At 60.7% G+C, this 19730-nt stretch carries 20 protein-coding genes; 8 read left to right on the top strand and 12 right to left on the bottom strand.

Annotated features, from left to right (window positions below; genetic code table 11):
* Window positions 1–65: 65 nt before the first annotated feature.
* Both AC07OT_RS12065 and AC07OT_RS12060 read left to right on the top strand, forming a co-directional pair.
* A complete protein-coding gene (locus AC07OT_RS12065; RefSeq protein ID WP_027607003.1) occupies window positions 66–551 on the top strand; it encodes a glutathione peroxidase in 486 nt (161 codons plus the stop codon).
* A complete protein-coding gene (locus tag AC07OT_RS12060; protein ID WP_495108153.1) occupies window positions 548–1039 on the top strand; it encodes a MarR family winged helix-turn-helix transcriptional regulator in 492 nt (163 codons plus the stop codon). The genes AC07OT_RS12065 and AC07OT_RS12060 overlap by 4 nt, the downstream gene beginning before the upstream one ends.
* Here AC07OT_RS12060 and AC07OT_RS12055 read toward each other — a convergent pair.
* A complete protein-coding gene (locus AC07OT_RS12055; RefSeq protein WP_495108152.1) occupies window positions 993–3302 on the bottom strand; it encodes a hybrid sensor histidine kinase/response regulator in 2310 nt (769 codons plus the stop codon). The two genes, AC07OT_RS12060 and AC07OT_RS12055, sit on opposite strands and share 47 nt — an antisense overlap.
* A 163-nt stretch (window positions 3303–3465) precedes the next feature.
* Between AC07OT_RS12055 and AC07OT_RS12050 the strand changes: the two genes are divergently transcribed.
* Window positions 3466–4356 (top strand): ATP-binding protein, encoded by an 891-nt coding sequence (locus AC07OT_RS12050; protein WP_027607006.1) that lies wholly within the window; start codon window positions 3466–3468, stop codon window positions 4354–4356.
* Entirely contained in the window at window positions 4353–4835 is a 483-nt protein-coding gene (locus AC07OT_RS12045) for a GAF domain-containing protein (protein ID WP_115488079.1), read from the top strand. Before AC07OT_RS12050 ends, AC07OT_RS12045 begins: the two co-directional genes overlap by 4 nt.
* A 29-nt stretch (window positions 4836–4864) precedes the next feature.
* Here AC07OT_RS12045 and AC07OT_RS12040 read toward each other — a convergent pair whose 3' ends face one another.
* The 8 genes from AC07OT_RS12040 to AC07OT_RS12005 form a co-directional block, all read right to left on the bottom strand.
* Window positions 4865–8497 (bottom strand): transporter substrate-binding domain-containing protein, encoded by a 3633-nt coding sequence (locus tag AC07OT_RS12040; RefSeq protein ID WP_495108151.1) that lies wholly within the window; start codon window positions 8495–8497, stop codon window positions 4865–4867.
* An 8-nt stretch (window positions 8498–8505) separates the two neighbouring features.
* Window positions 8506–9126 (bottom strand): response regulator transcription factor, encoded by a 621-nt coding sequence (locus AC07OT_RS12035; RefSeq protein ID WP_065939963.1) that lies wholly within the window; start codon window positions 9124–9126, stop codon window positions 8506–8508.
* A gap of 256 nt (window positions 9127–9382) precedes the next feature.
* Window positions 9383–9778, bottom strand: a complete 396-nt coding sequence (locus tag AC07OT_RS12030) for a response regulator (protein WP_495108150.1) — start codon at window positions 9776–9778, stop codon at window positions 9383–9385.
* A gap of 171 nt (window positions 9779–9949) precedes the next feature.
* Window positions 9950–11281, bottom strand: coding sequence for a deoxyguanosinetriphosphate triphosphohydrolase (locus tag AC07OT_RS12025; protein ID WP_141157128.1), 1332 nt, complete (start codon window positions 11279–11281; stop codon window positions 9950–9952).
* Between the two features lie 71 nt (window positions 11282–11352).
* Window positions 11353–12516, bottom strand: coding sequence for an EAL domain-containing protein (locus AC07OT_RS12020; protein ID WP_141157129.1), 1164 nt, complete (start codon window positions 12514–12516; stop codon window positions 11353–11355).
* 90 nt (window positions 12517–12606) lie between these two features.
* Window positions 12607–12945, bottom strand: coding sequence for a hypothetical protein (locus AC07OT_RS12015; RefSeq protein ID WP_141157130.1), 339 nt, complete (start codon window positions 12943–12945; stop codon window positions 12607–12609).
* The gene (locus AC07OT_RS12010; protein WP_065939958.1) at window positions 12942–13325 is read right to left on the bottom strand and encodes a phage holin family protein; all 384 of its coding nucleotides are present in this window, start codon (window positions 13323–13325) and stop codon (window positions 12942–12944) included. The genes AC07OT_RS12015 and AC07OT_RS12010 overlap by 4 nt, the downstream gene beginning before the upstream one ends.
* A gap of 3 nt (window positions 13326–13328) precedes the next feature.
* Window positions 13329–13643, bottom strand: a complete 315-nt coding sequence (locus tag AC07OT_RS12005; RefSeq protein WP_012723021.1) for an ElaB/YgaM/YqjD family protein — start codon at window positions 13641–13643, stop codon at window positions 13329–13331.
* Between the two features lie 347 nt (window positions 13644–13990).
* Between AC07OT_RS12005 and AC07OT_RS12000 the strand changes: the two genes are divergently transcribed.
* On the top strand, window positions 13991–15199 hold the full coding sequence (locus AC07OT_RS12000; protein ID WP_065940001.1) for an ammonium transporter: 1209 nt from the start codon (window positions 13991–13993) through the stop codon (window positions 15197–15199).
* Here AC07OT_RS12000 and AC07OT_RS11995 read toward each other — a convergent pair.
* Entirely contained in the window at window positions 15186–16922 is a 1737-nt protein-coding gene (locus AC07OT_RS11995) for a cation:proton antiporter (RefSeq protein WP_495108149.1), read from the bottom strand. The two genes, AC07OT_RS12000 and AC07OT_RS11995, sit on opposite strands and share 14 nt — an antisense overlap.
* 194 nt (window positions 16923–17116) lie before the next feature.
* On the opposite strand from AC07OT_RS11995, the gene AC07OT_RS11990 reads away from it, so the two are divergent.
* From AC07OT_RS11990 to AC07OT_RS11980, 3 genes are all read left to right on the top strand, one after another.
* Window positions 17117–17353 (top strand): glutaredoxin family protein, encoded by a 237-nt coding sequence (locus AC07OT_RS11990; protein WP_027607016.1) that lies wholly within the window; start codon window positions 17117–17119, stop codon window positions 17351–17353.
* A gap of 74 nt (window positions 17354–17427) precedes the next feature.
* Window positions 17428–17763: a hypothetical protein gene (locus AC07OT_RS11985; RefSeq protein WP_003209087.1), complete on the top strand. Its 336-nt coding sequence runs from the start codon at window positions 17428–17430 to the stop codon at window positions 17761–17763.
* Between the two features lie 67 nt (window positions 17764–17830).
* The gene (locus AC07OT_RS11980; protein ID WP_495108148.1) at window positions 17831–18721 is read left to right on the top strand and encodes a pseudouridine synthase; all 891 of its coding nucleotides are present in this window, start codon (window positions 17831–17833) and stop codon (window positions 18719–18721) included.
* 55 nt (window positions 18722–18776) lie between these two features.
* Here the strand turns inward: AC07OT_RS11980 and AC07OT_RS11975 are convergent, their stop codons facing one another.
* Window positions 18777–18998, bottom strand: coding sequence for a YgdI/YgdR family lipoprotein (locus AC07OT_RS11975; protein WP_010211805.1), 222 nt, complete (start codon window positions 18996–18998; stop codon window positions 18777–18779).
* A gap of 81 nt (window positions 18999–19079) precedes the next feature.
* Window positions 19080–19682, bottom strand: coding sequence for a molybdenum cofactor guanylyltransferase MobA (mobA, locus tag AC07OT_RS11970; protein ID WP_495108147.1), 603 nt, complete (start codon window positions 19680–19682; stop codon window positions 19080–19082).
* Window positions 19683–19730: the final 48 nt, after the last annotated feature.

Genomic DNA, 19730 nt, shown 5'->3' with positions numbered 1-19730 from the left:
TAAATTGCACACAATTGAATTGCCTACTATGTTTCATCCTCTTTCTTCCTTATCGAGGCACTGCCATGAGTAACAACCTGCTGAGCATCCCTTGCACCACCATCAAGGGTGAGCAAAAGACCTTGGCCGATTTCGCCGGCAAGGCCGTCCTCGTGGTCAACACCGCCAGCAAATGCGGCTTCACCCCGCAGTACAAGGGCCTGGAGCAACTCTGGCAGCAGTACAAGGACCAGGGCCTGGTGGTATTGGGCTTTCCTTGCAACCAGTTCGGCAAGCAGGAGCCCGGTGACGAAGGTGCGATTTCCGAATTCTGCGAACTGAACTTCGGTGTCAGCTTCCCGTTGTTCAAGAAGATCGACGTCAATGGCAGCGATGCCCATCCACTGTTCGTGCAACTGAAAAAACAGGCGCCGGGCCTGCTGGGGTCCAAGGGCATCAAGTGGAACTTCACCAAGTTCCTCATTGGCCGCGACGGCCAGGTGGTCAAGCGCTTCGGTCCTGCCACCAAGCCGCAGGACTTGACCCAAGAGATCGAAGCCTTGCTCAAATGACCGACTTGCCCAGTGTATCCCTGGCCCTGGATAACCAGCTGTGTTTCAAGCTCTACGCTGCGTCACGCGCTGTCACCCGTGCCTATAAGCCGATGCTCGACCAGTTGGGTCTGACCTACCCGCAATATGTGGTGATGCTGGTGTTGTGGGAGTGGCACGCCACGCCTGCGCTGCAGCCGACGGTCAAGGCCCTGGGGGAGCGCCTGATGCTCGACTCGGGCACGCTGACGCCGCTGCTCAAGCGCCTTGAACAGCTTGAGTTAGTGGCGCGTCGGCGCAGTGCCAGGGATGAGCGTGAAGTGCACTTGAGCCTGAGCGAGGCCGGTGCGCAACTGCGGGACCAGGCCCATGGCCTGAAGACCCGCCTGTTGTGTGATCGCGGCATCGACCTGAATCAAGCCGATGCCTTGCGCGATGGCCTCGACCAGTTGCTTGTGCAACTTAAAGACTTGTCGTCCCAGGCACCCACAAGTCCAGCAGGGCATTGAGTTCTTCGCGGCGGAACGGCTTGGCCAGGTAGTCATTCATCCCCGCCGCACGGCAGCGCTCGCGTTCTTCGGACAAAGCGTTGGCGGTCAACGCGACAATCGGCAGGTCCGGCCAGCGCCCGCTGCGCCGAATCTGCCGGCTGGCCTCATAGCCATCCATCACCGGCATGTTGCAGTCCATCAGCACCATATCGAAGCGCTGTTCTTCAAGAAACTTGAGCGCTTCGCCACCGTGGGCGGCCACGATCACTTCGCAGCCCAGTTTGCTGAGCATGCCCTTGGCCACCAGTTGGTTGACCGGGTTGTCCTCCACCAGCAGGATGCGCGCCCGGTGTGCGAGCGGTGCGGCATCCAGCTGGACGGGATCAAGCACCAGGTGCGCGTCGGTGCGTAAGTTACGTTGCAGGATCTGGTACAGCGCGTTGCGGCTCAAGGGGCGTGCCTGTTGGTGCAACGGCGCCAGTGCCGCCACTTCTTCGCTGGGCATGAAGTTGCCATAGGCGGTCACCAGCAGGATGGGCGCCGTAATGCCCGGCCGTATGCGGAACAGGCATTCCGGGCAGTCGGTAATTAGCAGATCGGGGGTTTGCCCGCTCAAATCGTCATCCATGGTGAAACAGCGCAGGGACAGTCCCCAATAGGGCAGCAGGGTCGTGAGCAACTCTGTCAGGCCGCTGCCGGCGTTGGTGATGGCAATGACCTCGCCTTTGAGAGGCGCTGGCTGGACCGCGGGCAAATGGGCGGGCAGTGGCAGGTCTACGCAGAACTGGCTGCCAAAGCCCACTTCCGAGCTGATACTCAAGCGCCCCTTCATCGCTTCGCACAGGTTGTGCGTCAGTGCCAGGCCCAGGCCCGTCCCGCCATACTGGCGAGTGATGCCGGCGCCGGCCTGGGTGAACGGTTGGAAGATTTTCACTTGGGCTTCCTGCGCAATACCGATGCCGGTATCGCAGACTTCAATGCGCACCCCGCCCTCGTGGGGACGCAGGCGCACATCAACCCGACCAAAGCGGGTGAACTTCAAGGCGTTGGAGAGCAAGTTACTGACAATCTGCCGCACCCGGGTCGGGTCACCCAGCACCTGGGCCGGGAACTGCGGGTTGATCAGGCAGCTCAGTTCCACACTCGGTGCGGCGTTCTGCGATAACAGGTTGGCGGTGTCTTCCACCAGTGCGCCGAGGTCGAACGGGATGCGCTCCAGCTCTAACTGGCCGGCGTCGAACTTGGACAGGTCGAGAATATCGTTGAGCAGTTCCACCAGCACTTTGCCGGAGTCATGGGCGATAGACAGTTGCTGGCGTTGTTCGGCGTTCAACGGGCTGTCCAGCGACAGTGCGATCATGCCCAGCAGGCCGTTGAGCGGGGTGCGGATTTCGTGGCTCATGTTCGCCAGGAAGGCCGCCCGGGCCTGGGCCATGCCCAATGCATGCATCTTGGCGGCTTCCAGCTCATCGTTGGACTGGGTCAGCCGCTGGTTGCTGGCCTTGAGTTCAAGGGTGCGCGCGGACACGATATGTTCCAGTTGCCCCAGGTATTCGGTCAGCCGATCCTCGGCGTGGCGGCGCTGCTGGATTTCGGTTTCCATGTTTTCGAATTGCTGGTTGGCGACGTCCACCAACACCCCGATTTCATCGTGCTCATGCCCCGGCGGGCAGTCCAGGCGTGCCTGCTTGCGGGTGCTCAGCTCACGAATAATGCGCACCAGCGGTTGGGTCAGCATGACGTAGAACAGGCCCAGCAAAATCCCGGTCAACAACAGGCTGCGTGCGAACCCGTTGAGCAGGGTGATCTCGGCGCGGCGCAGGAACCGGCTGCCAAAGGCGTAGGTGTCGACGTCCAGGCGCAGTACGCCAAGTGACTCGTCGGGCATGTGGCTCAGGAACAGTTGGTCTTCGAACTGGCGGTTGGCGCCAAACATGAAGTCACTGATAGGCCGGTAGGTGCTTTCCTTGCGTGGTCGGTCGACATCGGCCAGCACCACGCCGTTGTTGTCGATCAACTGCGCGCGAATGATGGCGGGGGAGTGCAGCAGGCCCAGGGTCAGTTCCTGGGCCAGTTCGGCATCGATGTTGTAGGCGATACGTGACGCGGGGTTATGGCTGATTTCGATCAGCGAACGTATTTCGCGGTTGATGGATGCGTCTTCGCTGGCATAATCAATGCCGATTTGGATCAGGCTGAGCAAGGTTCCCAAGACGAAACCGACCAGCACCGTCAATCTGGCTTGTTTATAAGACAAGCGGTGGGCGAACTTGATATCCATTGAGTGTTGAACCACTTCACGTTTCCCTTCGCCCGGCAAGCATAGCTGAACATCCACACGCCCAGGCCTGCCCGGCATGAATCGGTTTTTACGCAGCCCCAAGCGGTCTGTCGCAGGGTTGCCAATACGCCATCTTTTGCAAAAACTTGCCAGAGGAATAATCGTGGATTCTCGATTGAGTGCCTTTCTGGAGCGAGCCGATGCCGTGCTCGCTCGCCTGGAACCCTTGTTGCCCGCGCCGCGCCAAACCATCGACTGGAACCAGTGCCTGGCGGCCCGCTGGCAGCGTGAGGGCCGCAGTGGCTTCCTGTTGCCGCTGGACGTGAGCCTGGACATGCGCTTGTCCGACCTGATCGGCGTGGACAAGCAACGTGAAACCCTGGCGCGCAACACCCAGCAGTTCCTGGATGGCCTGCCTGCCAACCATGCGTTGCTGTGGGGGTCGCGGGGCACCGGTAAATCGTCCATGGTGCGCGCTTTGCTCGCCCAACACGCCAAGGCCGGTCTGCGCCTGATCGAAATCGAGCGTGACCACTTGGCCGACCTGCCGCGTGTGGTTGAACAATTGCTCAAGTTGCCGCAACGTTTCATCCTTTTCTGCGACGACTTGTCATTCGAGGCTGGCGAGGGTGACTATCGGGTACTCAAGAGCGTGCTGGATGGCTCCCTGGAACAGGCCCCTGAAAACGTGCTGCTGTATGCCACGTCCAACCGCCGCCACCTGGTGCCGGAAAACCAGAGCGACAACGATAACTGGAAGCGCGTGGACGGTGAGTTGCACCCGAGCGAGGCGGTGGAAGACAAGATTGCCTTGTCCGACCGCTTTGGCTTGTGGCTGTCGTTCTACCCGTTCACCCAGGAACATTTCCTGGACGTGGTCGAGCACTGGATCGGTGAGCTGGCGAACAAGGCGGGTTTGCAGTGGCAGCGCGATGAGGACCTCGACATTCTCGCCGTGCGCTGGGCTACCGGGCGCGGCAACCGCAACGGTCGTTGCGCGTATCAATTCGCCCGTTACTGGGTGGGTCTCAAATTGCTGGAGCGTCAACCATGATCGATTTACAACAAGCCGGCACCGGCCTCGGTGGCTATGCCCTGCTGAGTGCCCAACTGGAGTCGCTGCTGGCCGATGAGCGTGATTTCATCGCCAACAGCGCCCAGTTTTCGGCTTTCCTTTTCAGCCAGCTGGATGACCTGAACTGGGCGGGCTTTTACCTTAATCGCAATGAAGAGCTGGTGCTTGGCCCGTTCCAGGGGCAGATCGCCTGTGTGCGTATTCCGTTCGGCCGTGGGGTGTGCGGCGCGGCTGCGGCCTCGCGGCAAACCCAGCGAGTAGACGATGTGCACGCGTTCCCCGGGCATATCGCCTGTGATAGCGCGTCCAACAGCGAATTGGTGGTGCCACTGGTCAAGGACGCCAAATTGATAGGTGTCCTTGACCTCGATAGCCCGTCGTTGGCCCGCTTTACCCCTCAGGATCAGGCGGGTATCGAACAGCTGGCGGCGATTTTCCTGCGCTTGACCGACTGCTGATCGAAATAGGGGGCGCGACCCGCCCCTTATCAGCCATCCAGTTCCTCAAGCCGCACTTGCAGCATCCTCTCCAACTCCAGCATCAGCTTCTCCAGGGACTTTACACCTGCCTCGATCAGGGGCCGATCATCACCCCGGGCACAGGCCTGTTCGACGGCTTCGCATTGCGAGGCCAGCGCAGCGGCTTGAACGATGCGCGCGGCCCCCTTGATCTTGTGAGCCTGTTCGATGATCTCTTCGGGCAAGGCCTGCGCTGCGATCAGTGCGACCAGCTCCTGGCGATCCTGGCGACTGCTGCTCAGCAACTCTTCCAGCAAGAGGCGGCTCATGTGCGGATCGCCACCGGTAAGGGCCTCGAAGTTGCCGATGTCCAGGGTCATGCCGCTGGGTTGAGGACTGATCTTCGCCAATTGCCGCTCCAGCGCCGTAAGGTTGATGGGTTTGAACAGGCAGTCATCCATGCCTGCCTGCGCACAGCGTTGTTTCTCTTCGGGCTGGGCATTGGCCGTAAAACCCAGTACCACGCAAGGCGTCAGCTGTTCGCGTTCCTCGTATTCGCGTATCGAACGACTCAGCTCGTAGCCATTCATGATCGGCATGTTGCAATCGGCGATCACCAGGTCAAAGCGCTCCTGGCGCCAGGCCTGGAAGCCGGAGGCGCCGTTCTGGGCGGCGGTGTATTGATGACCCAGGTAGCCGAGCTGCTGGCACATCAACAGGCGATTCGCCGGGTGATCGTCCACTACCAGCACATTGAGCACCGGCACGTTCGAGGTTGCGGCGGGCTTGAGCTCTTCGGCCACCTGCAGCGCCTGCAGGCGATTCATTTTCAGGCTTACATGCACCTGGGTGCCCACCATGGGCACGCTGCTCAGGCTCAGTTGCCCGCCCATCATCGCGCACAGGCTGCGACAGATCACCAGCCCGAGGCCCGCACCGCTCCTGGCCAGCTGTCCTGAGTTGTCCGCCTGGGCAAAGGGTTCGAACAGGCGCATCTGGTCGTCCCGGCTGATACCGATGCCGGTGTCCTCCACCACCAGTTTCATCTCGACCTGCTGCGGCACTTCGGTGGCTGATACTTCCACCTTGATCTTTACCTGGCCACGTTCAGTGAATTTGATGGCGTTGCTGATCAGGTTGGACAGCACCTGCTTGAAGCGCAGCGGGTCGATCAGCACTTCGGTGTGTTCCAGATCAGGCGTGAACTCCAGCAGCAGGCTAAGGGTTTTCTGGCGTGCCAGGCCGTCGAAGACACGCACCACCGACTCGATCACCTCCCTCAGGTTGACGCGTTCCGGTGCCAGGCTGAGGCGACCGGATTCAATCCGCGCGATGTCCAGGATGTCGCCGATAAGCTCCAGCAGATCCTTGGCCGAGTTGTAGGCAACCTCGATGGCCGGGCGGTCGAGGTGGCCCTGGTCCGCCCGTTTGAGGGTCAGCTCGAGCATGCCGATCACCGCGTTCATCGGCGTGCGGATTTCGTGGCTCATGGTGGCGAGGAATGTGCTTTTGGCCCGATTGGCCTCGTCGGCCCGTTCCTTGGCGGTGCGGAGTTCGTCGAACAACTGGCGTCGTTCACTGATATCGATCCAGCCACCGATGATGCCCTGAACTTCACCGACGGAGTCGCGGTAAGGCAGGATCCAGTGGTAGATCGTCAGTTTTTTTCCGCGAATATGCAGGGTGCGGTCCAGGATCAGCGGGTTGCCCTCGGCCACCACGCGCCGATAGTCGGCATGGTATTGCGCCGCCTCGACGGCGAGGGCTGTGCTGATCTGGACCGCGCTTTTACCTATCACGTCCTCGCGCTTGACGTCGAACGCCTGCAGGTAGCTGTCGTTGCAGGTCTGCAGCAGCCCCTTGTTGTCACGTACGTAGATCGGGTGCGGGGTTTCGTTGACCAGGGCGCGCATGAACTCGAACTGATCATTGAGGGCGCGCTCGGCCATTTTCCGGTGCTTGATCTGGCGGCGCATGTACGCGTTCCAGCTCAGGGAAATCAGCAGCAGCAGGCCGGTCCCGATGACAATGCGCGCAATCAGTTGGTGATAGTCGCGCCAGTAACTGTCCGAGGCGGCGGTATAGCCGCGCCAACGACTGTTGATCACGCCGAGTTCGTCCGGGGCGATGCTGAGCAACGCCTTGTCGAGAATCGAGCTGAGTTCGGTGGCGCTGCGTGATGTCGCCAGTCCGAAGGTAGCCGGCATCGTGCCAATACTGAAGCTGATTTGGATCTTGTCCTGGAGTATCTGCGAGGACAGGAAGTAATTGGCGACCACCAGGGTATTCACCGCGCCCTCTACATGGCCTTGTACCAGCAGTTCGGCTGACTTGAACGTGTCGCCGGTATCTACCAGCTGAATCTTTGGGAAGTGCTCACGCAGGAATTTTTTCAGCGGGCTGCCTTGCGTGATCGCCAGACGCTTGCCCTCCATTTCCTCAAGGCCTGTGGGGGCCTGGCCGTCCTTGCGTGTCAGCATCACGTAGGAGTTTTCCAGGTAGGGACGACTGAAGTTCAGTTGGGCTTCTCGCTCGACGCTGGGGATGATTGCTCCGACGATGTCCGCTTTGCCGGTTTCAACGTGCTCGATCATGGTGTTCACATCACGCCCGCGCTGAATCTCGAAGCGCAACCCGGTGCGCAGGCGAATCAGTTCCAGCAGGTCGGCCGTAATGCCGCGGAAATTGCCATCGGCGTCGAAGAAGGTCAGCGGCGCAAAGGTGGGGTTCACGATCACTTTGACGACCGGGTTTTCTCTCAGCCAACGTTCTTCGCGAAGGCTCAGTTGCAACTTTTGGTCGGTCAAGAGGATGTCGCTGCCGGCACTCCAGCGTTTGGCAATGGTTTCCCGTTCGGCGGTGGGCACGGCCCTCAGCACGGCGTCGACGATGCTCAACAGTGTCTGCTGGTCCTGGGGCATGGCAAAGCTGAATCCATAGGCTTCATGTTTGCCGAAATTCGCCATGCGGATGTTTTTCAGGTAACCCTTGTTGATCATGTAGTGGGTGGAAATGGTATCGCCGAGAAAGACGTCTGCCTGGTCGAAAGCCACGGCATTCAAGGCGTTTTGATAAGAAGGGTAGGCACGGATGATTGCCTTGGGGTATAGCCTTTCCACTTCGTGCAGTGGCAGATAGTGATAGACCAATGCCAGGCGCATGCCGGCCAGCCCATCATTCAGGCTGCGGGTTTCGCCTTCGCGGGTCACCAATACCGGCCGGTCCACGGCGTACGGTTCTGACAGCGTCAGGTTGGGATTTGCCGCTTCAAAGCTGTTGGAGGAACCCAGTAAATCGATTTCCCCTGCTTCGAGGGCACGAATGGCGGCCTCTCGGGAGGAGTAGCGCAACACTTTTACCGGCACGTCCAGCGCCATTGCCAGCAGGCCGGCGTAGTCGGCGGTGAGCCCCTCATAGTCACGCCCACTGGAGGTGAGGTCAAAGGGCGGGTAGTCAGGAGACGCCGCGCCCAGTACCAGTTCGCGTTTGTTCTGGAGCCATTGGCGTTGGGCCTTGTTCAGGTAGGGTTCCAGCTGCACGGAGCTCGCGCGACTCAATAGGTTGAAATGCTCCGGGCTCGCTGGAGGGGTTGCAGGCACGGCGGTGCTGAAGCACAAACCGGCACTCAATATAATCAAATAGTCCTTTATACGCCTGGGCATCCGGTTTCTCACACTAGCGCGTTTCGTTTTGCCATCTCGATAAGTTCTACCAAGGACTTGGCTTGAAGTTTTTGCATCAGCCTCTTTTTATATGTGCTTACTGTTTTGTTGCTCAGGAACATACCTTTAGCTATTTCCTTATTGGTGCGGCCCTGTGCGAAAAGTTGCAATACCATCAACTCGCGATCATTTACGGCCTTGAACAGTTCAAGTTCCTTTCCGCTTTCATCGCAGGGGGTCAAGGCCTGGCTGGGGAAGTAGTTGTAACCGGACAGTACGGCGCGGATGGCGCTCATCAGCTCGCTCAGGTCACCTTCCTTGCACACGTAGCCATCGGCCCCCGAACGCATGCAGCGCGTGGCAAACAGGGTGGGGGATTGAGCCGTCAGAACCAGGGTTTTCATCGAAGCGTTCATGGCGTTGAATCGGCACAGCACTTCCAGGCCATCGAGTTTTGGAATGCTGATGTCGAGGATGATCAGGTCCGGCATGCATTCGCGGACCATTTGTATGGCGTCGCATCCGTTATCCGTTTCGCCGACTACTTTGAAGTTTTCTTCGTGCTCCAGCAACATTCGTATGGCCAGTCTTATAACGGGATGGTCATCAATAATAAAAACTGTGTTCATGATCATATTCCATGCAGGTACAAATAAAGCGGGCACATTAGCTCAGAAGCCGATGGGTAAGCATGAACTTGGGTGGCAACAGGTATAAAACAGGAAAGTTCCTACATTAAAAAAGGTAAAAGCCTACCCGTCTCTAAGGAGTCGTAACGCGAAAGGCCAATGCTCCGCAGAGGCGCGGGCTGAAGGAGCGTGGCAGGGACTTTACGGTTGTTTTGCGCGAATTTTCTGACCGATCAATTTGTTTAAAGTCCTACATTTATAACGTGAGTAATGTATGGGTCAAACGTGCCAGCTCATCTTTATTCAACGGCTTTGGTAAGTAACCGAGTAATGGCAGGCCACGTTTGTGGGCTTGGGTTTGCAACGCTGAAAGTTCTGCCTCGGGAAGTCCGCTGAGCAAGATGGCGGTCTTGATAAAGCGTTGGCGACTGGCGATTTCAATCAATTCAAGCCCCGGCAGGTCGGGCAGGCACTGGTCACAGAGGATGATGTCGAAGGGCGCTTCGGCCTGGGTCATCAAACGGATTGCCTGTTCGGCGTTTTCGGCCGGGGCCAGGTGTTCGAAGCCGAAGCTCCTCAGCAGGCATTGGGTGGCGAGCAGTTGAAAGGGATGGTCCTCCACCAACAGGATCCGAAGGGGGTAACGGGGCATAGAAGGCACACGGTGAGTCAAGCGTCGATAGGGGGCACGTAGGAACTGTTCGCCAGACCTGCCCGGAGCGTGCGCGATTATTCTTCGGGTGCTTGTGCGAATTCGATCAGGCCGCTCTGTTCCCATCGTAGGCAGATTCTGTTCAGTGAACAGGCGGCGTGATCAGCCAGGTTATTGAGGGCTGGAGCGCCCGGTCATCTCCCGTGCCATCTCGGTGGCATAGCTGTCGGTCATGCCGGCGATGAAGTCGATCATCCGCAGGAACGACCTGTGCAGCGGCCACGCGGGGTCCGGCGCGTTGTTGCCCAGAAGGTCGAGAATGCGCCGGTTCTTGAACGACGGCGTGCGTCCGCCGTGCTGCTCCAGGGCCGCGCCGCAGAAGGCGTTCAACAGGATTTCCAGGGTGGTGTAGGCACCGATCTCGTGCAGGGTCTTGCGCTTGTCCTGGAAGATTTTCTTGCGCGCCATGTCCTTGGCATCCAGCACGCAGCGTTTGGCGGGGCCGTGCATGTGTTCCACCAGGTCTCCGGGCAGGGTGCCGGCAAGCAAGGCATCCTGTTGTTCGACGAAGGCGCGCGCCGCGGCGTTGGTCAAGTGCTCGATGGCCTTGCCGCGCAGGATCGCCAGCTTGCGTCGGCGCGAGTCCTGGGCGCCCAGTTGCCGGTAGGTCTGCGGCAGGTCGTCGCCCACCAGGTCGAGCAGCAGTGACTCGACTTCGGTGTACTCCAGCAGGTCCATTTCCAAGCCGTCCTCCAGGTCGATCAAGGCATAGCAGATGTCGTCTGCCGCCTCCATCAGATAGACCAGGGGATGGCGCGCCCAGCGTTGTTCCTCGAGTTGCGGCAGGCCGAGCTTGCCGGCGATCTGTTCGAGGATCGGCAGTTCGCTCTGGTAGCAGCCGAACTTGTGTTTCTTGTAACCCAGGGAATCGGCGTGGCGGGCGGTCCAGGGGTACTTGAGGTACGTGCCCAAGGTCGCGTAGGTCAGGCGCGTGCCGCCGTCGAACTGGTGGTATTCCAGTTGGGTCAGTACCCGGAAGCCTTGGGCATTGCCTTCGAAGTTGAGGAAGTCATTGCGCTCGGCGCTGCTCATGTCGTCCAGCCAGCCGCGCCCTGCTGCCTGTTGGAACCAGTGGCGGATGGCGTCTTCGCCCGAATGCCCGAACGGCGGGTTGCCGATGTCATGGGCCAGGCAGGCCGATTGCACCACCATGCCCAGGTCGCTCGGGTCGCACCAGTCGGGCAGGGCGCTGCGCAGGGTTTCGCCCACGCGCATGCCGAGGGAGCGGCCTACGCAACTGACTTCCAGGGAGTGGGTCAGGCGTGTATGGATATGGTCGTTGCTGGACACCGGGTGCACTTGGGTCTTGCGGCCCAGGCGGCGAAACGCGCCGGAGAAGATAATGCGGTCATGGTCTTTGTGAAACGGGCTGCGGCCGAGTTCTTCCGGGCTGTGCAGGGGTTTTCCAAGGCGTTCGCGGGTAAGCAGGGTGGGCCAATCCAAGGCGGGTACTCTCCGTACGGTGAATGACCCGCCCAGCTTCCCGGTTCCGCCTTGGCGGGGCAAGCGAAAATCTACAGCCCGGCCGCGTCGATATCGATTAACAGCAAGCGCTGACCGTTATCGAAGAATTGTCCGGCGGTGAGGCAGTACTGGTTGGTGGTGGCGTCGCGGTAGGTCGAGGACAGCGTCAGGCGACGCTCCTCCCAACCTTCGGCCAGCAGGTGATAGAAGTACGGGCGCCATGACCAGTTGTGGCCCAGGTAGCGGCTGTCGGCCTGCCAGGCGTCCTGGCGCCATTCGAAGTTGGGGGTCAGCTGGGTGCCATGCCGGTCGCATTGGTAAAAGCGCAGCAGCCAGGGGAAGGCCGGCAGTTGGGGCAAGTGATCCAGCGGGGCTTGGGCCTGTGCCCAGGATTGCAGGATCTTCATCAGTTCGGTCAATTGCTGGCGCAGTTGCATGATGCGTCCGCGTTCGGCCAGCTTCTGCTGGACATACGCCGCGCGCAGTTGGTCAAAGCGCGGCACGAAGGCGTCGGTGGCGAACCAGTCCAAGTGCGCCTGGGCAAACAGATAGCCCTGCACGTAGCGCGAACCGCATTCCAGGGCGAAGCTCAGCTGCGCCTCGGTTTCCACGCCTTCGGCAATGATCCAGCAGCCGGTCTTTTCCGCCATCTGCGCCAGCGCCCGCACGACGTCACTGCTCGGTCCGCCCCTGGCGGCTTGCTGGAACAGGCGCATGTCCAGCTTGAGGATGTCCGGCTGCAGCGCCAGTACCCGGTCAAGCTGGGAATAGCCGGCACCGAAATCATCGATGGCGATGCGCGCACCGGCCTCGCGATAGCGCGCCACCACCTCGGCCAGGCGCTGGATATCGCCGCCCAGTTCGGTGATCTCGAACACGATGCGCTGCGGGTCGACGCCATGGCTGTGGATCTGTTTGAGGCTCGGCAGCGCCTGGCCCGGACGCAATTGGTTGATCCAGCGCGGCGAGATATTCAGGCTCAGGAACCAGTCTTCCGGGGCTTCATGCAGGCGGCTCAAGGCATTGTCGCGAATCTGCCGGTCGAGACGGCGCAAGGTCGCGCCTGGCGTGCGTGGGTCGGCGAACAGCGGACCAACGGTCAGCAGGCTGCCATCAGCCTGGCGTAGGCGCCCCAAGGCCTCGACGCCGGCAATGCGCCCGGTGGCGGTATCGATAAACGGCTGGAAGCAGGCGAGCGGTTGCCCGTCAATCACGGGGCCTCCTTAAAAGCATTGGCGAAAAAAGGCCCGGCCCTCGAAAACGAGGACCGGGCCATTCTGTTAGCAAGAATGCAGCCAGCAGGCTCAACCTTTGCGTGAATTGCCCTGCATGGCCAGTTTGATCAGTGGGATCAGACCGGCACCGAGGCGCACCAGGCGCGTCACGCTGCTGATACCGCCGCCCTTGGCGCCTTTGCCGGTCAAGAACCCCATCAGCGTCACCGCGGCCACACCCCACAGTGGCGCGTGCTTGATGCCCAGGCCACCCTGAAAGCTTTGGCCCATGTTGCGCACCTTGTTCAACGGCACCATCAATTGTTGGGATTCGTGGCGAATCTCCTGGCGGTGCATCTCCATGCGCAAGCGGATCAACGCCTTGCGCATTTCCCGGCGGGAGGTTTGCTGGATTTCATTCGAGCTCATGGCAGCAGGCGCTCCCGATCATTGGCCAGCTCTTCGAGGGTGGCGTGGAACGGCGTGGATTCATCGAACACCGCCGCTTTCAAGCGCACCCCGCAGAAGGCAGCGGCCAGGCTGTAGAACACACAGAGGCAGATGATCCCGGTCAGGCGGTAGCCGGTGTCCCATACCAGGATCATCACCAGTGTCGACAACCCCACCAGCAACAACAGGGCAAACACCAGCGCCAGGCCGGCAAACAGCAGCAGGCTGACGGTACGGGCCTTTTGCTCCTGCAATTCGATGCCAAACAGTTCGACGTGGCTGTGCAGCAAACCAAGAACGGCCGCGCCCAGGCGTCGTGAAGTTGAGCCCGTGGACGAGCTGCTTTCGCCGATAGACATGATTTAGCGCCTTGTAGCCAGAAGGCCGATCAGAAAGCCCACGCCGGCGGCAATGCCTACCGACTGCCAAGGGTTGGCCTGCACGTAATCTTCGGTCGCGGTGACCGCCGCCTGGCCGCGTTCGCGCAGGGAGTCTTCGGTCTGCTTGAGGGTTTCGCGGGCCTGTAGCAGCGTGTCATGAATCTTGGCGCGCAGCTCATCGGCCTGGTCGCCCGCAAGCACCTTGGTGTCGTCCAGCAACCTTTCGGTGTCAGTGACCAGGGTTTGAAAATCCGCCATCAGTATTTCTTGAGCAGTCTTTGCAGTTCTTCTGGCCATGGTTATCTCCGTGATTGGCTGATCGGTACGTGTGGTTTCGAGTCACCGGTATCGGTGAAGGTTCAGTGCAATTGTCTGGTACAGCTTTTGCTTTGCCTTGGTGCGCACGCCCCGGGGCTTGCGCTGAATCCGGGCGGTCGGGGCTCAAGTCTCGAAAAACCTTACCCTAAATAACTCAAACTCGCGGAAAAACCCTGTCGGCAACGGCCTGTTGTGTTGAACGCTGCCCTAAAGCGGTTCACGCCCTCTGAAGAGGGGTGGTGCCGGTGGTGCCAATTTAGTGCGCGCAATCCCTGGCTTGAACCGCTTTGGTGCTTTTTGCCTTTAACGCAGGCCTGCCAACCTCCATGGAAAATCTGCAAAGTGCGGTGGACACCCTGGTCCACAGCTCCAATACCCTGTTTATCCTGATCGGTGCGGTCATGGTCCTGGCCATGCACGCCGGCTTCGCGTTTCTGGAAGTCGGGACGGTGCGCCAGAAAAACCAGGTCAACGCCCTGTCGAAGATCCTCAGCGACTTCGCCATCTCCACCCTGGCCTATTTCTTTATAGGCTATTGGATCTCCTACGGCGTGAGCTTCATGCAACCGGCGGCCGTGATCAGCGCCGATCATGGTTATGGCCTGGTGAAGTTCTTCTTCCTGCTGACGTTTGCGGCAGCGATCCCGGCGATCATCTCCGGCGGTATTGCGGAGCGTGCAAAGTTCGCTCCGCAGTTGTGCGCCACCGCGTTGATCGTGGCGTTTATCTATCCGTTTTTCGAAGGCATGGTGTGGAACGGCAATTTCGGCCTGCAGGCCTGGTTGCTCAAGACGTTCGGCGCCAGCTTCCATGACTTTGCCGGCTCTGTAGTGGTGCATGCCATGGGCGGCTGGCTGGCGCTGGCGGCGGTGCTGCTGCTGGGCCCGCGCAATGGGCGCTACCGCGAAGGGCGCCTGGTGGCGTTTGCGCCGTCGAGCATTCCGTTCCTGGCGTTGGGCTCGTGGATCCTGATTGTCGGCTGGTTCGGCTTTAACGTGATGAGCGCGCAAACCCTGGACGGCGTCAGCGGCCTGGTGGCGGTGAACTCGCTGATGGCCATGGTCGGTGGCACCGTCGCCGCCCTGGTGATCGGTCGCAACGACCCAGGCTTCCTGCATAACGGTCCGTTGGCCGGGCTGGTGGCGATCTGCGCCGGGTCCGACCTGATGCATCCGGTGGGCGCGCTGGTCACCGGTGTCGTCGCTGGCGGACTGTTTGTGTGGTGCTTTATCGCTGCCCAGGACCGCTGGAAGATCGACGACGTGCTGGGGGTGTGGCCACTGCATGGCCTGTGCGGTGTATGGGGCGGGATTGCCTGCGGCATCTTTGGCCAGACCGCGCTGGGTGGATTGGGCGGTGTGAGCCTGATCAGCCAATTGATCGGTACGGGGCTCGGCGTGGCCGTCGCGCTCGGCGGCGGCCTGCTGGTGTACGGCGTGATCAAGCGCGTACACGGGCTGCGCCTGAGCCAGGAAGAGGAGTATTACGGCGCAGACCTGTCGATCCACAAGATCGGTGCGGTCAGTCAGGATTGATCGGCGCCTCTTCGTCGGTGCTCGGGTGCGTGTAGAAACCGTGCAGCAGGCGATAGCGGTTATGCCGGACTTCATCGACCCGCGCCTGCACCTGTTGGTCCGGCAGGCCCAACAGGATCAATGCGTGGGAGGCGAGCATCAGGCTCGACTCCAGCAGCTCGGGCACCACTTCGCTGGCGCCCGCAGCTTTCAATTCAGCCAGTTGGCTGTCATCGCGGGTGCGCACCAGGATCGGCACCTCGGGGTTGATATGGCGGGCTTCCTTGAGCACCGCCAGGGCCACCTCACTGTTGTCCACGGCAATCACCACCAGGCGCGCCCGTTCCAGGCCCACGGCACTGAGCAAGGCGCCACGGCGACAGTCGCCGTAATGCACGCTGCTGTCTTCGGTGGCGGCTTCCTGGACCCGTTCCGGGTCGTCATCCAGGGCGATGAACGCCTGTTGCTCATTGCGCAGAAAGCGCCCGATGGATTGCCCGACCCGGCCATAGCCACAGATGACCGCATGCCCGCGTAATTGCGCATTGAGGGCGGTAATTTCTTCAAGTTGTACCTGTTGGTTGGGCTTGCGGTGCAGGCGCAGGGCCATCGCCGGCGAGGCGCGCAGCAGCAGTGGGGTCAACAGCATCGAACAGAACGTGGCGGCGAGCAGCAGGCCGTTGAACTCATCGGGTATCAGCCGGCTCTGTTGCATCTGCGCCATCAGGGCGAAACAGAACTCACCGCCCTGGGCCAGGGCCAGGCCGCTGCGCCAGGCGGTTTCACTGTCGCTGCCGCGCAGCTTGACCAGCGCGGCCACCACACCGCCCTTGATCAGCATCAGCGCGAGGGTCATGCCGAGGATCAACAGGCTGTGGCTGACGAACAACTGCAAGTCGATGAGCATGCCGATGCTGACGAAAAACAGCCCCAGCAGGATGTCGCGAAAGGGCCGGATATCCGCTTCGATCTGATGGCGGTAATGGCTTTCGCCCAGCAGCATGCCGGCCAGGAAGGCGCCGAGGGCGGGGGAGAGGCCCAGCAAGTGGGTGAGCCAGGCGGTCAGCAAGACGATCACCAGCGCCAGCAGCACAAACAGCTCCGCCGAATGGGAAGCGGCGACCTCATGAAACAAGCGCGGCAGCAACCAGCGGCTGGCGAGCAACAGGCCCACGAACAACACCACGGTTTTGCCCAGCGTCAGCGGCAACGCCCAGTACCAGGCCTGTTCGCTGCTGCCGGCGAACACCGGTACCAGCGTCAGCAGCAACACCGCCACCACATCCTGGAACAGCAATACGCCGATCGCGTTCTGGCCATGGCTGCTGAAGATTTCGCCGAGGCTGGTCAGTTCCTTGCTGACGATCGCCGTGGACGACAGCGCCAGCCCCGCACCCAGCAACAAGGCGATGCCCGGCGCCACACCGAAGGCCATCAACAGGCCCCCCAGCAGCACGCTGCACCCCAGCACCTGCAAGCTGCCCAGGCCAAACACCACGCGGCGCAGGGCGAGCATCCTGGTCAGGGAAAACTCCAGGCCCAGGGAAAACAGCAGAAACACCACGCCCAGTTCGGCGAGGTCGGGCAGTTCTTCGCTGTCATTCACCCAGTCCAGGGCCGTCGGCCCTACGGCCAGGCCCACGCACAGGTAGCCCAGCACGGGTGGCAGTTGCAGCCGGCGAAACAGCGCAATCACCACCAGGGATGAGGCCAGAATGATCAGCAGGTTGGCGAACACAAGCATCTCCGTTGCAGGGTGAGCGGGCAAAAAGCCGCGAGAATCGCTGAATCAGTTATAGGCCATGGTGATCTGGGTCAGGGTTTATTGTGGCCGGCGGATTTCCGGAGAGCGAGCGCTGTACCTGTGGCTAGCCCGCTCGCCACAGGTTTTTGTCAGGCTTAGAATGCTCGTCTACTTACTGATCAGGGCCATTCGCCATGCTTCCTGAATGCCAGTTGTTCGGCACCCTGGGTTGCCATCTTTGTGAGATTGCCGAAGCCGAAATCATGCCGCTCGTCGAACGCGGGTTGCTGGTCGAGTTGGTTGATATCACCGACCCCGACGACCTGACCGACGCCTACGGCCTAAGGATTCCGGTGCTTCGGCGGGTGGACACGGGGGCTGAACTGGATTGGCCCTTCGATGCGGATCAGGTTGTCGCCTTCCTGCGCTGACGTTTATGCGATGGCGGGTTTCCGAATATTACGTTACTGTATGTTTGTACAGCGATTGAATAGAGGGAACGCCCGTGGTGAATGTTGAACAACTGAAAAGCAGCGTCAATCGCATGTCTGCCGATGTCGTGCGCGACGCGGTGAACGAGCTGCGCCTCGACGGCCTGGTCACGGAAGGCAAGACGCCGTTTAACAAAGTGCATTTCAATACCTGCTTTGCCGAGATCGAGGCGTTGTTCCAGCGCGCCGGTTATCACAAGCAGCTCGATGTGGTGGGTTACCAGGGCCTGTTGTACGCGCTGTACGATCCCGGCCGCTGGGAAGCGGTAGACGTGCTGCGCTGGCTCAAGGAGTTCACCGAGGCGGCGAGTGCGTCACCGGTCCTGCGCGCGGAATTGGCCAAGGCCTGAGATCCGCCCTAGGTTTCATCCCGCTTGATGCGGGATAATGCCCGCCTGTTTTTTCAAGGCTTCGAGCATGTCCACATCCGCTTTTTCCGCGTCCCAGCACCAAGCCAGCACCCTGTACCTGCCACCTGGCCCCTGGGCGACGGTGCTGGAGTGCCTGTGCGACCACTTCGCGGCGATCAGTCGCGAACATTGGCTGGACCGCATCGCCCGCGGGCGGGTGCTGGATGTCACTGGCAGCCCGATCCCCCTGGACCTGGCCTACAAGGAAGGCCTGTGCATCTATTACTTCCGTGAAGTTCCCAACGAAAAAGTCATCCCGGTGCAGGAAACCATCCTCTACGCCGACGAGCACCTGGTGGTGGCGGACAAACCGCACTTCCTGCCCGTGACCCCGGCCGGCGAGTACGTCGAGCAAACCCTGCTGCGCCGCCTGATTCGCCGCCTGGACAACCCGGCGCTGGTGCCCCTGCACCGCATCGACCGACACACCGCCGGGCTGGTGCTGTTCTCGGCCAACACGGCCAGCCGATCGGCCTATCAGCAGCTGTTTCCCACGCGCCGGATCGATAAATTCTACGAAGCCATCGCCCCGGCTTTGCCTGGGCTGACGTTCCCGTTGGTACACAAAAGCCGCCTGGTGGATGGCGAACCTTTCTTCCGCATGCAGGAAGGCCCCGGTGCCAGCAACACCGAAACAGCGGTGGAGGTGCGAGAAAAGAACGGCGACTTATGGCGTTACGGCCTGTTTCCGGTGACCGGCAAGAAGCACCAGTTGCGCGTACACATGACCGCGCTGGGGGCGAGCATCTGCAACGATCCGTTCTACCCGGACGTGACCAAGGATGCCGTGGACGATTACGCCAATCCCCTCAAGCTGCTGGCCCAGGGCGTGCGATTTATCGACCCGGTCACCGGTGAGGAACGCCATTTCCGCAGCCAGATCACCCTCGACTGGTAACCTCCGGAAACGACAAGGCCCGCGCGAGGCGGGCCTTGTGTGCAAGCGCTGAGGCTTACAGGTCTTTAACGGTGCGAACCTGATCTTTGTTGATGCGGGTACGCTTGCCATCAAGCTGTTCGAATTCGTAGAAACCCGAATCTTCGTTGTATTTCGGGGTGTCGACGGCCTGGATTTCGCGACCGTCATTCAGGGTGATCACTGTCGGCGAGGCGCAACCGGCGAGGGTAGCCAGGCCCAGTGCAAGCATGAGAGCGGCGATGGTCCGTTGAGTCATGGGTGTTGTCTCCAAGAGAATACTTTTTGATTGCTGACCTTGTGACGTGTGAGACGTCGCCAAAGTTCCTTGTGCGAAGGTTCATTCTGACACGTCAGACCTTGGGCGCAACAGCTCTGGTGTATTCAGGTTGGCCAGGCGCGGGTCATCGGTTGGGCATTCCAGGCCCACGCCGCCCAATTGCAGGAGGATTTTTCGCGGGCTACGTTCACCGGCATGCCAGGCCTGTTCTACCTCGGTTCGCAGGCCGATGGGGATGATGCAGATCAAGGGTTCCCAGAATTCACCGTGGCGCACCATCACCGGCAGCAAGGGATGGCGTTGTGCGGTTTCACGCAGGTCGGCGAGGAGTCGAGCGTCGATATGGGGCACATCGCATGGCAGGATCAGCAGGTGCCCATGGCGCGCGGCGGCCAGTCCTGCGCGGATACCGGCCAATGGCCCGGGAAAATCCGGGCTGTCGTCGCTTACCAATTGGTCGGCATAGGCGGCGTACTGCGCCAGGTTGCGGTTGCACGAGATGATCAGGTCATCGGTCAGTGGCCGCACCAGGCGCTGCACGTGTGCGATCAAGGGCAGGCCGTGCCAGTCCAGCAGGCCTTTGTCCTGGCCGCCCATGCGCTGGCCGCGGCCACCGGCCAACAGCAGGATCGAACAGGGCAGGGGGATTGAATCGAGTGGCATGTGGGTTCCGCGCAGGCAGCTGAACAGGGGCCTGTGATATAACATCGG

It is taken from the genome of Pseudomonas sp. GW821-FHT09C10 (genome assembly GCF_059418085.1).
Note: the sequence above shows the minus strand (reverse complement) of the source record. Positions and strands in the feature narration are given on the sequence as shown.

Coding starts and splice junctions, on each gene's coding strand:
- AC07OT_RS12065 (WP_027607003.1), top strand. CDS start 66: ATGAGTAACAACCTGCTGAGCATCCCTTGCACCACCATCAAGGGTGAG.
- AC07OT_RS12060 (WP_495108153.1), top strand. CDS start 548: ATGACCGACTTGCCCAGTGTATCCCTGGCCCTGGATAACCAGCTGTGT.
- AC07OT_RS12055 (WP_495108152.1), bottom strand. CDS start 3,302: ATGGATATCAAGTTCGCCCACCGCTTGTCTTATAAACAAGCCAGATTG.
- AC07OT_RS12045 (WP_115488079.1), top strand. CDS start 4,353: ATGATCGATTTACAACAAGCCGGCACCGGCCTCGGTGGCTATGCCCTG.
- AC07OT_RS12040 (WP_495108151.1), bottom strand. CDS start 8,497: ATGCCCAGGCGTATAAAGGACTATTTGATTATATTGAGTGCCGGTTTG.
- AC07OT_RS12035 (WP_065939963.1), bottom strand. CDS start 9,126: ATGAACACAGTTTTTATTATTGATGACCATCCCGTTATAAGACTGGCC.
- AC07OT_RS12030 (WP_495108150.1), bottom strand. CDS start 9,778: ATGCCCCGTTACCCCCTTCGGATCCTGTTGGTGGAGGACCATCCCTTT.
- AC07OT_RS12015 (WP_141157130.1), bottom strand. CDS start 12,945: ATGAGCTCGAATGAAATCCAGCAAACCTCCCGCCGGGAAATGCGCAAG.
- AC07OT_RS12010 (WP_065939958.1), bottom strand. CDS start 13,325: ATGTCTATCGGCGAAAGCAGCTCGTCCACGGGCTCAACTTCACGACGC.
- AC07OT_RS12005 (WP_012723021.1), bottom strand. CDS start 13,643: ATGGCCAGAAGAACTGCAAAGACTGCTCAAGAAATACTGATGGCGGAT.
- AC07OT_RS12000 (WP_065940001.1), top strand. CDS start 13,991: ATGGAAAATCTGCAAAGTGCGGTGGACACCCTGGTCCACAGCTCCAAT.
- AC07OT_RS11995 (WP_495108149.1), bottom strand. CDS start 16,922: ATGCTTGTGTTCGCCAACCTGCTGATCATTCTGGCCTCATCCCTGGTG.
- AC07OT_RS11990 (WP_027607016.1), top strand. CDS start 17,117: ATGCTTCCTGAATGCCAGTTGTTCGGCACCCTGGGTTGCCATCTTTGT.
- AC07OT_RS11980 (WP_495108148.1), top strand. CDS start 17,831: ATGTCCACATCCGCTTTTTCCGCGTCCCAGCACCAAGCCAGCACCCTG.
- AC07OT_RS11975 (WP_010211805.1), bottom strand. CDS start 18,998: ATGACTCAACGGACCATCGCCGCTCTCATGCTTGCACTGGGCCTGGCT.
- mobA (WP_495108147.1), bottom strand. CDS start 19,682: ATGCCACTCGATTCAATCCCCCTGCCCTGTTCGATCCTGCTGTTGGCC.